Genomic DNA, 13828 nt, shown 5'->3' with positions numbered 1-13828 from the left:
ACCTCCAGGCGCGCACCGCCCCGCACCATCCACGCCCCCCGTCGCCCCAGGTGCCCGACGAGCCGCGCGGGTCCACCCATGCACGCTTTCCCACCCCCACAGACATCACGGGAGATCGCACATGAGCAGCCACACCGTAGAGCCGAGCCTGCCCCCGACCAGCGAGAGCCCTGAATCCCCTGTGGGGAAGCGACAGGTGGACCGGACCCAAGGCCCTCCCGGCCCCCGCTTCCCCCAACGACTCGCCGAGCTGGTCGACGCGCACGCCCTCACCCTGCTGAGGGCGACGGTCGGCATCGTCTTCGTCGGCTTCGGCGTCCTGAAGCTGTTCCCGTCGGCCAGCCCGGCGGAGCAGTTGGCCGTGGACGCGGCCACGAAGATGACGCTGGGCCTCGTCCCGGAGACCGTCCTGCTGCTCTCCCTCGCAGCGCTCGAAACAGCCATCGGCATCGGCCTGATCGCCGGCCGCCGCCTGCTGCGCCCCGCCCTCGTCGCGTTCTTCCTGCACATGGGTGGCGTGTTCTCGACCCTCTTCCTCCTCCCGGACGCGATGTGGCAGCCCCACTCACCCGCGCCGACCATGGAGGGGCAGTACGTCGTCAAGAACGTGGTCCTGGTGGCGGTGTGCCTGGTGGTGGCGGCGCACGAGTGGAGTCGCGGGAGCGGTCGCCGGTCGCGGAGGCGGTGACCGTCAGGCGCAGGGCGGCTCCGACGGCGTACCGTCCGGCAGGAGCTTGCGTTCGGCTGAGGTGTAGTCGCGGCCTACGGCGGCGCACAGGGTACGGAACTGTGTTTCGGGGTCCAGGCTGAAGGTCTGACTGGCAGCGTAGGAGTACACGTTCAGCAGGTCGCCGCGTAGCGAACTCATGGCGGAATCCCCGCCTTGGACCGGGACAGTCAGCGGCACGTCGAAGCCGTCGCGAGTGAGCCGGTGGATCTCGACCCGGTCCTTCGAGTCGTTGAACATGACCATGCTCTCGCCGGGCCCGAAGCCGACCAGTTGACCCGAAGCATCGCGGACGCCGCCCTCCAACTCCTTCTCCCGGTCCACATCCCATACCCGTACCTGCACACCCTCGACCGTCACAGCCAGGCGCTTGCCATCCGCATCGAAGGCCAGTGACCCGGGATGGGTGTTGGGCAAGAAGGGCACGTAGATGGAGGGAACCCCGGACAGGACGGCCACGCGTCGTCGAGCAGGGACGTCCCACAGCAGGAGCTCGCCGTTCCGGCCTCCCGTCCGGGTGGCCACGACAACCTGTCCCGGGTGCCCGGGCCGGGCGAGAAGCTGATTACGGTTCGAGATGCTGAGTTTGCCGGGATCGTCATTGAAGTTGGGGCCGGGATGGACCAGGAATGACTCCGTGAGCACCTTTCCGTCGGCAGCATCGACGCGGGTGAGTGAGCCGTCCTTGGTCAGCAGAGCGATCTGGCTTCCCTCAAGCGGCCCCACGTCGTCGAGTTGCTTCGCTTCCGGAACGATGCCATTGAGCGATACGCGGTCCCTCAGATCCGGGGCCGAGAACGAGCAACACAGGCTTCCGTACTCGCCCCACACCACAATCCGGCGGGAGTCGGCGGTCCAAGTGGGCACACTGCTCGGACCGGATGACGTGAGCTTCACCTGTGCGTTGATGTTTCGATCGACGTCAAGAACTTCGAGATGCCGGTCCGTGGCCCGAGCAATGAAGCGTCCGTCGGGCGACGTGGAGTACGTCTCACCAGTGCCGTTCCCCGTGAACTCTTCGCCGCCCGCGGCCTCGGCCCGAACCGCCAACAGCGCCGTCCCCACGGGGGCCAGGACAGTAAGTCCGCCTCCTGGTCGCGGCACTGCCGCGAGCGACTCGGTATCCGAACCCGCGGTCGGAAAGCGTGCGCGGTAGCTCCGTCCGGTCCGCAGGTCGGTGAGATGCTTCTCGCTGTAGCCGGCGTCTTCGGGCACGTCCAAATTGAGGCGCAGACCATAGCCGTCAGTGGCGTCCACCACGGAGTCCACCGAGGGGACCTCGGTCACCTGCCCGATCGTCCGGCCCAGCGTGCGGGTCTGTGTGGGGGAGACCAGGGCATCGGAGGAAGACAGAGTGGCGCGACGCATGAGCAGGACCTCACCTCCCGAGCCGAGTTCAACGTCGTACTTGTCCGACAGGACGGGGGTGAACTGATCGGTTGTCCGGCCAGTCAGAATGTCCTTCAGCTCGGTCTTCCAGACTTGCTCCCCTCGCTTTACCGCGACTCGTCTGACGATGGCGACGGTGCCCGGGTCCGAGGTGAAGGCGACTTGGCGCACTCCCTCATCAGGCAGCAGATCCTCATGGGTGCGAATGGGCGCGCCGGAGGGGACATGCCACGCCTCTACGAAGGCGGGAACGCACTTCCCGGACGCTTCGCCGCACTGCCCGGAGTTGTCGTTCGCCGAAAGAAGCAGCCGCTTCCCGTCGCTGCTGAAGTCGAGATGTCCTCCGACCTTCTCCGGCAGTTCGCGATCGGCGTGATCCAGAACAATGGGGTTCTTCGGATCGCTGAGCCGCCACAGCCGCACCCCGCTCCTCGGATCGGCTATCGCGGCGAAGAAACGGCCGTCCGGACTGGCCGCGGTCAACAGGTCTCCATCGGGCACACCGCTCAGTCTCCGGGTCCGGGGCTTGCCGTCGAGAGCTCCCGTGATCACCGTGACCGTCAACTGTGCACCGGACGTCTTCGACCGTACGAAGAGGGTGCGCCCGTCCGGGGTGGCATCCATGCCCGCGTACCGACCCCGCCACAGCGACGGATAGCTCCCCACCAGGTGCTGGCCTCTGGCGTACTGCGTCATCAGGGCCTGACGCGTCTCGTCGGTCCGCTTGGTCTTCCACCCCGCCAGGGCGAGTTGCAACGCGGTCGTGGGATCGCTGAGCGGACGGTCCTCAGCTCTCTGGGCCAGGAGGCCCGCCGCCTGAGTCCGCAGTTGTTCCTCTGTGCGCCGCAGGCTCTGGAAGGTGATCAGCGTCAGGACGACGGCGAGCACGGTGAGCCCGGCGAGCACTCCGACCGCGGCCTGTCGGACGCGGGTGCCCCGTCGGGAGCGTCGTCGGCTGAGCTGGATGTAGTGGCGCTCGTCGACGGAGATGTCCAGCGAGTGCCCGGCCAGCCGGCGCTCGGCCTTCTCGAGGTCCGTGCCGCTGAGCAGCCGTGCGGGCTCGCGGTCCTGGGCCTGCCATCGGCGCAGATCAGCCCTCAGCTGTTCCTGCCAGAGACGGAAATCCCGTGATTCCGTGAGCCATTGCCGCAGGCGTGGCCAGAGTCGGGTCAGCGCCTCATGGACCAAATCGACGATCTCCTCGTTCTCAGCGCTGCCCGGCTCGCGAGAGAGAACGACCAGCTTCTCACGCGCCAGTTCTCGGGCAACGGCCATGAGTTCGGGGGCGAGGCCGACGATGGGGGCGGGCCGACGGAAGAAGGCTTCGCCGTCGCCCGGCCGCGCCAACTGGACGAACAGCCTGCGAGCACACTTCTGCTGATCGGACGAGAGAGCGTCGAAGGCCCTGTCCGCGTATCCGACCAGGGCTCCCGCAACGCCACCCATCTCGTCGTAGGCGGTGTGGGTGAGCATCGAGCGGGTGCGGCTCTTCCACAATGCGGTCAGGGTGAACTGGACCAGCGGCATACGCCCGGGCTCGTCGCCCGCGTCCGCGACGATCCGCTCGGGCAGCCCCGGCTCGAACCACAACCCCGGCACGGCGTCGACCGGTGCGGTCACCGCCTGTCCCAGGTCGTCGCCGGCCAACGGCGCGAGGAACTCAACGGCGTCGCTGACGAGATCGGAGGTAGCGGGCGTCACCAGGACGTCGAGGGAATCGGGCCGTGTGGTCGCAACGACATGCAGCGCGGCCGTGCCGGACCTCCCTGCCAGAGCGGCGAGCAACGCGAACAGGTTGCGTGCGGACGCCGGGTCAGCGCCCGCGTACTCCTCCAGCTGGTCGACGAAGAGTACGTGCCCCGCACCCGCCGCCCCCCGGGCGAGGACTCTGCCGCGCAGTTCGGCCAGGGCATCGTCACCGGCCTCCAGAACCCCGGCCAGCTGCTGCGCCCGGGTGAGCCGTTCGACCTCATCGAGGCGTGGCTCCAAGATGTCGGTCAGGGCCTGCGCCACCACCACGGAGGCCCGTACACCGGCCACGGGGCGCAGCTCGGACACGCCCCAGCCCTGGCCCCGTAACCGAGGGAGCACCCCTGCCCGTACGAGGGAGGACTTCCCGCACCCCGACGGCCCCACCAGCAGGGTCATCGGCCGTCTGCGAACGGCCCTGTGCACGCGGGCGCTCTCGCTGTCGCGGCCGTGGAAGAACTCGGCGGCGTCCTCGGGGAACGACGCGAGCCCTTGGAACGGGCAGCGCGGTGTCAGGACCGCCTCGTCGATCAGCTCGGCCGACGGCAGCAGATAGGCGGTACTTTGGCCTCGGTGCGCGGCGACCGTCATGCCGACCACACCGTCTTGGAGATCGTCCCAGACCGGCGATCCGCTGAACCCTGCGACGATCCGAGGCCCCGCCCCCTCAGCCTCCATCTGCACCCAGCCGGCGCCCTGCCCAGCCCGCAACGTGCCCGAGGCCCACACACCGTCGTCGATGCCGCTCGGGTAGCCGAGCGCCCGAAACGTGTGACCCCATACGCCGTTGCCGTCGACAAGCTGTACCGGTCGCGCCCCATCGATCTCCCGGTCGAGCCGCAGCAGCGCGACATCCGTCCCGCCCCGCTGCCAGGACACCACCGTCGCCCGCGCCCGGGGGCGGCCTCCCACCAGCGGAAAGTCGAGGTCGACGGAGTCGTCGGGCGCCTGGTCCGTCTCGTCCGGCACCCCGAGCGCTCTGGCGACGACATGGGCGCAGGTGCACACCACATCGGGGGCGATGAGGAACCCGGCGCCGACCACGTCACCGGCCGTCGACCGGATCCGTACCTGCGACGTCTCCAGGACGTCGTCCCCCCGAACAGAAGCCATGAGAATCCCCCGGTTGCTTCGACCGTCGCCCAGGACGTGAGGTGAGTGTCTACGCGGCAGCGGCATCGCACAACAGGGGGACGGCTAGATCAATGCGGCGCGCCGGAGCCCCAACTCCTGTTTGCCAAATCCCCCTTGACGAGAGATAGCCACAGGGGCCCACAGCCGCAGCGGAATCTGGTCACGTATCCCGCTGGAAATCCGGCGCATTTCAACACTGCTTTCATGGAGCGGAGTCGCTGAAACAGAACCTGGACATACGCAGGATCATTTCAGGATGGAGCCACCCCTAACGTCGTCGATGTCAGCACAGAGCACCGCAGTCGACCGCCGTTGGTGTTCGCGATGCGCTCGCGTCTCGCCACCCGTTCCACCCGTCTCGTCCTGGCCGCCGCCGTCGTGACAGCCCTCGCCGCCACCACGGCCTGCGGCCCCGAGGACCCGTCGGAGACGGGGGCTGCGGCGCCTTCGGCCTCGACCTCCTCGTCCGCCTCCACCGAGGGAACGGAGAGCGGCGAGAGCAGCGACGGCAAGGGCGAAACCGAGGCCCCGGCCGGCGGCAAGGGCACCCCCGCGAGCGGCGGCAAGAGCGGCTAGGACAGCCCTGCGGCACCAACGACCTGGACTTCACGGTCACGTGGGAAGCCCAGCCGATCAGCCACTACCTCGTCACCGCCAAGGCGAAGTCCGGCATCACCTGCTACTTGGACGTCAACACCCCCAGTGTTGCCTCCGGTTCGGGTGCCGACGGCGTGGCCTCGCCCGTTGGGCAGGGCGGCGAGGACCCGATCAAGCTCTCCGGTTCCTCGGTGGCGTACGCCGGTATCAACGTCAAGACCACCGAGGGCGAGGGCGGCAAGCAGTTCGAGAACGTCCTCATCGCCACCTCCGAGGACAACCGAACCCGGCCGAGGTCGAGCTGCCCGACGCCCCTACGGTGGACAAGCCGATCGTCACGAACTGGTCGACGAAGCGCGACGAGGTCATCCCGCGGATCGTCTGACGTCCCCGCGCGGGAGCTACCCCTTGCCAGGCCGGATGACCTCGCTCGGGCCCCGGAGCCACACGTGCTGGCCCCGCTCGGTGACGGTCAGCCCGAACTGTTCGGCGTCGGGCCGCCCGGCCGACTCGTACTCCCACCAGGCTTCCTCGATCTCCTCCCAGAGGAACCCAGGGCCGTACTGCCACACCTCCTCGCCGGTGGCGGCCGTGGCCCCGGCTCCGTCCTCGCGAGTCACCCACACCTGGACACCTTCCTCGGTGTCCTTATGGATGAGCCTTACACCGGGGAGCCGTGCCCCGGCGTACAGGGCGAACCCGAGGTCGAGGAGCTGGGCGGGGTCAAGGCCGGCCGCCCGGGCCCGTCCCTTTCCCCGGACGTCGTGGAGGTCGGGCAGGCGATGGGCACGCATCGGCATGTACGTGGCCCCGCCACGGAACGGGCCGGACGCGGTGCCGTCGTCCCGGACATGGAGCTGGACCAGCGCTCCCGACCAGAACTCCCTGGCCAGCGGGGCCACAACGATCCCACCGGGACGAACCTGCCGGAGCAGTGTGTACGGGACGTACCGCAACGCACAGGTGGCGATCAGCCGGTCCACCAGCCCCAGGCCGGACCAGGACTGCTCTCCGTCCCCGCCCCGCAGATGCGGCCGGTACCCGGCCTGGGCCAAGGCCTCGGCGGCCTGCCGGGCTACGTCTGGGTCCAGCTCGACACTGTGGACCTGATCGTCACCGAGCCGCTCGCAGAGCAGCGCGGCCACGTACCCGGTGCCGGTGCCGATCTCCAGCACCCGCTGGCCGTCCTCGACATCGAGCAGCCCCAGCATCCGGGCCACCATCGACGGCATCGAGTTCGACGACGTCGCCACACCAGGCCCACCCTCGACCCCGTCGTCCAGCTGCGTCACCACCGGCTCATCACTGTTCACCAACGCCAGCCACGCATCCCTGCCCACGACCGGCTCGCAACGGTCGGGAAGTTGCCGCCACACATCCGCCGGGACGAACCGGCTGCGCGGCACAGCCTCGAACACCTGCCGCCAACGACCGCTCAGCAACCCGCGATCAGCGAGATCCCGCACCAGATCCGGGTACGCAGGTGCCTGCGGTGAGCCGCTCACGACTGCGGAACGCACTGGGGCCGGCTGCCGTCCGGAGACGGCTTCGGCTCCTGCGGCGGAGTCCACGGCTTGTCCGATGGCTGCCCGCCGTGCTTCCCGGCCTCAACCGGAACGTGGATGCTGGTCATCGCCCATCTCCTCTCATCGATGCATTCGATACAACTGACTGGCCCACCGGGCAGCGAAGCCGGTAGATCCCGTACGGCGGGAACAGATCGATCCGACGCGGACAACCGTCCTCGGCACACGCCCGACACAGCAGATCCCGGCCAAGGAGCGTGCGACGCACGGTGGTTAGCGGTGCTCGCCAGCACGCCTCGCAGATGCGGACATCCGTGACCGACAACCTGAGGGTCATCCGGCGGCCCGGAGGGCAGTGGCCACCGCATGACACTGGCAGGCACACCCCGGCAGGCGGCACAGGGCGTGCACGTCGGCCAGGTCCGTCAGCTGAGCACTGCGGCAGACAACACTGCACGGACCATCCGGTCCCGCCGACAGGGCGTCCAGGGCAACGACCGGTCCTCCAGCTCCCTCGCGAGCGGTGATCGGATCGCCCCGCCACAGCAGCGTCACCCCACGCTCGACGCAGTGGGCCTCCGGCTCATCCCTGATCGGGACGTCATCCGCGTCCCCGTTCGCGCAACACCTCATCCGCGCCGAGCCTCCCGCCATGCACGACCCAAACGCACCGCCGTCGACAGCAGACCCCTGCACGACAGGCGGCGCAGAACTGGGTGTGGCCGAGCCAGATCTTGTAGGCGGTGTCGCCCAGGGCAGTGGTCTTCACCATGCGCCTTCGGCGCAAGTGGGACATTCGCAGGCGGGGAACTCGTGTGAAACTTCCGGCCTTTCGAACGGAATCACCTCGGCTTCTTCCCGCAGGACACGGACAGTGCCTGTGCGGTTCACCTCGTACACCTTCAGCGTCATCGCCACGGCGTTCTCCCTGACCAATCATCGGGCTCTCGGCCATTCCGCTGCATGGCCCGCTGTCACACCCTGATGATGAGCGAGCACGTCGAGTGAGAAATAGGTCGTGCGATGGCCACGTGCGGCCATCCGGCGGCCAGGGCCAGGAGTACGGACGATGACACCTCACACTGAACGTATGGGGCGCAACGACGCACTACGAGCCGCCCGCCTGCGCCGTGGGTGGCGGAGCGTAGAGGCCGCTGCTGGGGCACTCACCAAGCACGGGCAACAGATACTGGACGACCGCCAGTTCACGGTCTCGGCGCGGACGTGGCGCCGCTGGGAAGGAGAGCGCCCGGGCTGGCCGGCCGAGGGAACCGCAATTGTTCTCCACGACGCCCTCGGCCGCTGGCCCGAGGACCTGGGCTTCACGACCCCGTCGGGCTGGATCCGACCGGAGCACCATGAGGAGGAGCAGGTGAACCGCCGAGCCTTCACCTCCATTACTGCGGCTGCGCTCGTCACAGGGCCGACGGCTCAGCAGCACGTGGATCCTGCTCTGGTCGACTACTTCCAGCAGCAGTTGGAGGGTCACTACCGGGCCGACATGTTCCTGGGCCCCCGTGATCTGATCGGGACGGTGTCCGCGCAGTACCAGCTCATCGACAAGCTGGTGCGCTCCGCGAAGGGTGAGACGCGGCGTGGGCTTCTCCGCGCCGGCGCGGCCTACTCGGCTCTCGTCGGCTGGCTGTACCAGGATGCCGGTGACATCGACGGCGCCTCGTTCTGGCGAGGGGTTACGCAAGAAATCGCGGCGCGGTCCCGTGACCCGCACCTGATTGGGTACTCACTGGTGAACCAGGCCCAGGTGCGTACCGATCTGGGCGACGGGCACGCGGTCGTCGAGCTGTGCGAGGCCGTTCTCGACGATGCCGACCAGCTCGTACCGAAAGTGCGGATCATGGCCATGCAGCAGCAGGCCCACGGTGCCAGCCTCACCGGCGAACGTCGCGCCGTCGATCACCTCCTGGACCAGGCTGACCGCCTTCTGCCAAACGTCGACGACGACTTGCCATGGGGCAACGCATGCCGCCGGACTCCGGGGTACCTGGAAGTGCAGCGAGCCACCTGCTATGGGCGGCTCGGCCTGAGCACCGAAGCAGGTTCCCTCTGGACGCAGGTGTTGGCGGTGGTACCGGAGACGGCCCGCCGAGACCGCGGGGTGTACATGGCCCGGCAGGCCACCGCCGCCGCCACAGCGCGGGAGCCGGACCAGGCGGTGGAGATCGCCCGCACCGTAGCCACCATCGCCGTTGAGACCCGTTCAGCCCGTATGTTCCGCGAACTGGCCACGCTGGAGCGGGCGATGCACCCGTGGCACGATGCCCCGGTCGGCCGGGACCTCGCAGAGATCCTGGCACCGGTGACCGAGAGGAGCTGACGATGGGCAAAGATCCGCTGCCGGACGAGGAAATTGCCGCTTACCTGGCTGAATTGCCGGGGTGGGACCGGGAAGGGCACACGATCACTCGCGCGTTCGGCGTCCGGTACCACGGCGGCGTCGCGCTGATCGTCAACGTCGCGGACGTCGAGCGGCTCGTCGGCCACCACGCGGACATCGACCTGCGGTGGGACCACGTACGGTTCCGGATCACGACACACGACGCCGGCCACCGGCTCACAGCCGCTGACTTCGAGCTGGCCGCACGGATCGACCGGATCGCGGCGGCGCACCAGGCACAGACTCACAACGCTTGAAGGCATCCGGTATGCGATCCGCCTCAGCGAGGCGTGAGAGGAGAGGGTCGTGACCGACGACCTGGCCGCGGTGGGCCGCTTTCTGTACGAGGCGGGCACACTCAAGCAGACGCGGCGCACCGGCTGGTGGATGGCCGGGGTGCGCGATCCGGAGAGTGTGGCCGAGCATTCGTGGCGTACGGCGTTGATCGCCACGATCATCGCGAAGCTGGAGGGCGCCGACCCCGCCCGCGCCGCGTACCTCGCTGTCTGGCACGACACGCAGGAAGCCGGACCGGGGACGTGAACCACCTCGGGAAGAAGTACGCGCCCGCCGGCGACCCCCAGGAGGTCACCGCCGACCAGACGGCCGGAATGCCGGAGGTGTTGGCCTCGGCGGTCCGTGAACTGGTCGCGGAGCAAGAGGCGAAGGAGTCACCGGAGGCGGTCTGTGCCCGGGACGCGGACAAGCTGGAGTGCCTGCTGCAAGGCATCGAGTACAAGGCCCAGGGCTACGAGAACGCTCAGCGGTGGATCGACAACAGCCGAGGCCGACTCGTCACCAAGACCGCCAACCGCCTAGGACTTGTCCGGCCGATCATGTGACTACTCCGTGCCCGAGTCGTTCCTGGGGACATGGGGCGGGGTGATCTGAGCGACGCCGAGTGGGAATGGCTGCGGCCGTTCCTGCCGGTCTCTAACGGGCGTTGTGGCAGGTGGCGGAATCACCGGCAGGTGATCGACGGGATCCTGCACCGGGTGCGGACCGGGGTGCAGTGGCGTGATCTGCCCGAACGGTTCGGCCCATGGAAGACCGTCTATGAACGCCACCGCCTGTGGTCGGCGGACGGTACCTGGGAACGTCTGCTCCAGCAGGTCCAGGCTGCGGCCGACGCCGCAGGCGAGATCGACTGGGACATCTCGGTCGACTCCACCGTCGTCCGCGCCCACCAGCACGCAGCCGGCGCCCGCACCGACCCGCCGCCGGCCCCGGGATCAAAGGGGGGCCGCAGGGATGGAACACCAGGACGAGACGCCGTGGCAGAGCCTGGTCACCCGCCTGGTGGAGGTGGTGCTGAAGGTGAAGGCATGGGCCGCTCGCGGGGCGGCTTCACCAGCAAACTCCACCTGAGCGCGGACGGCCGCTGCCGCCCGCTGTCCCTGATCGTCACGCCAGGACAGCAGGCGGACTGCACCCAGTTCCTGCCCGTCCTGGAGAGGATCCGCGTCCCCCGCGTCGGGCCGGGAAGGCCCCGCAGGAAGCCAGACAGCCTGGCGGCTGACAAGGCATACAGCAACAGGCCATGCCGCGATTACCTGCGACGGCGGGGCATCCGGCACATCATCCCGGAGAAGTCCGACAGCCAGGGCGCCCGCCTGCGCAAAGGCTCACGCGGCGGACGGCCACCAGCCTTCGACCAGGACCGCTACAAGAAGCGCAACACCGTCGAGCGGGCGATCAACCGGCTGAAGCAGTCCCGGGCGGTCGCCACCCGTTACGACAAGCGCGGTTACGTCTTCCTCGGCACGGCCACAGCAGCAGCCCTCGTCATCTGGCTCCGTGTCTGAGCCGGAGGATCCTCAAGACCTCGCATTGGCGGGACGCCGGTGCCCACACGGAGCCGGGTTGCCACCAGCTCCGGGCCAATCAACGCGAACCTGCGGTGTCGCCCCGGCAAACAGCGCGGCTGGATGTACTTCAAGCTCTTCTGACTCCAAAGAAGTTCAGCCCGTGCCCGCTGTCTCCGTCAGCTTCTCAAGTTGGGCGGTGATCACCTCGTCCGGGGCCTCGCCCGCGCTCTTGTGCATGACCAGGCCCTGCCAGTTGAAGACGGCTACATTGGAGCCGCTACGTACCAACCGGTACCAGTGCGCTGTTCCCGAAGACTCCCGCTTGAAGGCGACCGCCTCATCGGCCGGACCCGGGTCGGGGACAGGGAGGGCCGTGACGGTCGGGTTGAGGCCCATGTCGTCCTCGTACCCGGTGCAGCTCGCCGCGGCGTCACGGACGCGGGTGAGGAGTTCCTCTGCGTCGGCCGCCTTGGCGTAGGCGTACAGCGTGATGTCGGTGGCCTTCGTGTCCGTCTTCGGGTGGACGGAGCGGGCTGCCGCGGCGGTCGGTGCCGGTTCGGGGGAGCGCAGCCGGATGTCTTCCATGGGCTGGCAGGCTGCCGGTTTGGCCGGCTTCCCCTTGCTGCCGAGGACGGTGCCCTGCTTGAAGACGGTGAAGGTGTATTCGGGCAGGTCCGCTTCGGTGACCGCCGCGTTCTCGAGGCCAGCAGCGTCCAGCGGGCCGTGGTCCGACCTTCCCGCCGCCGGCCCCTTTGCCGAGCCCTCGGTCACGGCGCCGCTTCCGCCGTCTCCGGACGCTTCGTCGCCGCTTCCGCAGCCGGCCAGCAGGGCCACCGCGGCAAGCGCCACCACGACAGCCTGCACTCGCCGCAGTCCGTCCACTCTCATTCCCACTCCTCCGATACCAGTGCCCGGGCACTTTGGCACCTGGGTCACATCCGAAGAAGATGGCATAACGCGGAAGGGGTCGCGTCACTCGAAATGCGTATAGCCGCTAAGCACACCGGCCAGTTGGCGAACGAGACGGTCGCGGAACCCAGCGAGTGCCTCGATGGGGATCACCGTGTTCAGATGTCGGCCTGAGCGAAGGCGCAGATCATGCCGTTGTCGAATGGCTTGGATTGATACGCGCAGAGCGTGCATCCCGTGCGCATGCCCTTCCGTCGGGCCTCAGAGCCGAAGGGCCCTGCGTCCAGGCCGAACGGGTCTCACCGCCGGCTACCGCATGACCTGCCGCCAAGGACTGTCACTGCCCGCTTCCCCACGGGCGCCAGCGACAGGGCTCAAGTACCCCCGGTCGTCGCGCCGACGCCGGGGAGCACGTCATGTGCCTTGCTTCCGCGGCACTTCGAAAAGGACTCCACGGAGGGCCCATGGATTTTCACGTCGACTCCGAGACCGGCCCGTCTGAACCAGGTCATCCTGCACCGGCCGGACCTGAATCGGAAGCGGCTCACTCCCACGAACAAGGACGCGCCCTAGCCGACGAACTCCTGGCGCAAGGAAGCCTCGACTGGCTGCGGGCCGCCCTGGGCGAGGGCAAGGCGTAGAACCCCGAAGCTTGGGTCCCGGGCCGCAAGCCTCGGGCTTCGGGGGCGGGGCAGGTCACTCTTCCGGGGTACGTGGACGGGGCTCCGGCCCGAAGCTCGGGTGCCGGGATGCGGGCGTCGGGATGCAGGACCCGGGGTTCGAGCTCCTTCTTTAACCGGGAGGCTGGAAAGGGGGGTTGGGAAGACCTCCCCAACCTCCCCACCCCCGTCACGGCCAGCCAGTATGACTAATCGTGACAGCTTGCGGCGCAGCGTAATCGCCGCTTACGGTGCGAGAACCAAACGACCCCGACGCGGTGTTGTAGCACCAGGCCGGGGTCTCACCGCAAGATCGACACCCTTAGAAAGACGATCCATTGGCTACACAGCACCATAGCTCTGCCCTGCACGCCTCCGCAGTCTCCGCCGCGTACCCGATGGCCAAGCCCGGGTACGGCAAACGCTCCGCGCCCGGCCAACAATTCTGCACGCGCGACGACTTCGCCTTGCTGCCGATCCGTGAACGCTACGTTGCCGGGTTCGTCGACCACCTCCCCGACGGTGCCGCGATGAGCGTGAAGCAGCTCGCCAAGCAGCTCCCCCTGTACGGGCAACAGGCCATCTCCACCGCCCTGAAGACCCTGTCCGTGGCCGGGCACCTCCGCCGCGTACGGTGCGCTGTCGGCGCGGGCGACGAAACCCGCTGGGTCTTCCGCACCTTCTGGTCCCGCACCGCCCGCGACAACGAGTGGTGGACCACCTACCTCGCCACCGAAACCGCCACCAAGACCGCAGCACCCGCAGCGCCTGTGGAGCCCCCGGACCCCACCGCCGTACCACCCCAGCGCACCCCGCCTCGGCCGACGGACACCGAACCTTCGCCGCTCGTCCGGGAGACGTCCTCCGCGCCGCTCGCCCCGGACACGCCCCCCGCAGGACACACCAGGGACACCGCCCCCTCCCCCGTCTACCTC

8 protein-coding genes and 4 pseudogenes are annotated in these 13828 nt (G+C 68.5%); 7 read left to right on the top strand and 5 right to left on the bottom strand.

What is annotated here, in order from left to right; genetic code table 11:
• The first annotated feature begins 121 nt into the window (after positions 1-121).
• Positions 122-688, top strand: a complete 567-nt coding sequence (locus D3105_RS25480) for a DUF417 family protein (RefSeq protein WP_118905360.1) — start codon at positions 122-124, stop codon at positions 686-688.
• A 3-nt stretch (positions 689-691) separates the two neighbouring features.
• Here D3105_RS25480 and D3105_RS25475 read toward each other — a convergent pair whose 3' ends face one another.
• Complete coding sequence (locus D3105_RS25475) at positions 692-4978, bottom strand: trypsin-like peptidase domain-containing protein (RefSeq protein ID WP_165891080.1); 4287 nt, start codon at positions 4976-4978, stop codon at positions 692-694.
• 345 nt (positions 4979-5323) lie between these two features.
• Here D3105_RS25475 and D3105_RS25470 point away from each other — a divergent pair.
• Positions 5324-5981, top strand: a pseudogene (locus D3105_RS25470) (hypothetical protein).
• 16 nt (positions 5982-5997) lie between these two features.
• On the opposite strand, the gene D3105_RS25465 reads toward D3105_RS25470, so the two are convergent.
• The 3 genes and pseudogenes from D3105_RS25465 to D3105_RS34700 form a co-directional block, all read right to left on the bottom strand.
• Complete coding sequence (locus tag D3105_RS25465; RefSeq protein ID WP_118905358.1) at positions 5998-7101, bottom strand: methyltransferase domain-containing protein; 1104 nt, start codon at positions 7099-7101, stop codon at positions 5998-6000.
• Positions 7098-7459: pseudogene (locus tag D3105_RS36115) on the bottom strand (hypothetical protein). Before D3105_RS36115 ends, D3105_RS25465 begins: the two are co-directional and overlap by 4 nt.
• A gap of 428 nt (positions 7460-7887) precedes the next feature.
• Entirely contained in the window at positions 7888-8040 is a 153-nt protein-coding gene (locus D3105_RS34700; RefSeq protein ID WP_165891079.1) for a hypothetical protein, read from the bottom strand.
• A 172-nt stretch (positions 8041-8212) separates the two neighbouring features.
• Between D3105_RS34700 and D3105_RS25455 the strand changes: the two genes are divergently transcribed.
• From D3105_RS25455 to D3105_RS25440, 4 genes and pseudogenes are all read left to right on the top strand, one after another.
• Positions 8213-9457, top strand: a complete 1245-nt coding sequence (locus D3105_RS25455; RefSeq protein ID WP_118905356.1) for a Twin-arginine translocation pathway signal — start codon at positions 8213-8215, stop codon at positions 9455-9457.
• 2 nt (positions 9458-9459) lie between these two features.
• The gene (locus D3105_RS25450) at positions 9460-9774 is read left to right on the top strand and encodes a 4a-hydroxytetrahydrobiopterin dehydratase (protein WP_118905355.1); all 315 of its coding nucleotides are present in this window, start codon (positions 9460-9462) and stop codon (positions 9772-9774) included.
• A gap of 49 nt (positions 9775-9823) precedes the next feature.
• A pseudogene (locus D3105_RS25445) lies at positions 9824-10335 on the top strand (HD domain-containing protein); the annotation flags it as partial.
• Positions 10336-10389: 54 nt separating this feature from the next.
• Complete coding sequence (locus D3105_RS25440; protein ID WP_118905354.1) at positions 10390-11322, top strand: IS5 family transposase; 933 nt, start codon at positions 10390-10392, stop codon at positions 11320-11322.
• Positions 11323-11478: 156 nt separating this feature from the next.
• On the opposite strand, the gene D3105_RS25435 is transcribed toward D3105_RS25440, so the two are convergent.
• Positions 11479-12213: a hypothetical protein gene (locus D3105_RS25435; RefSeq protein ID WP_123947589.1), complete on the bottom strand. Its 735-nt coding sequence runs from the start codon at positions 12211-12213 to the stop codon at positions 11479-11481.
• A 1018-nt stretch (positions 12214-13231) separates the two neighbouring features.
• Between D3105_RS25435 and D3105_RS25430 the strand changes: the two are divergent.
• Positions 13232-13828 (top strand): annotated as a pseudogene (locus D3105_RS25430) (MarR family transcriptional regulator); the annotation flags it as partial.

This window comes from Streptomyces globisporus (genome assembly GCF_003501885.1).
GTDB lineage: Bacteria > Actinomycetota > Actinomycetes > Streptomycetales > Streptomycetaceae > Streptomyces > Streptomyces globisporus_D.
Note: the sequence above shows the minus strand (reverse complement) of the source record. Positions and strands in the feature narration are given on the sequence as shown.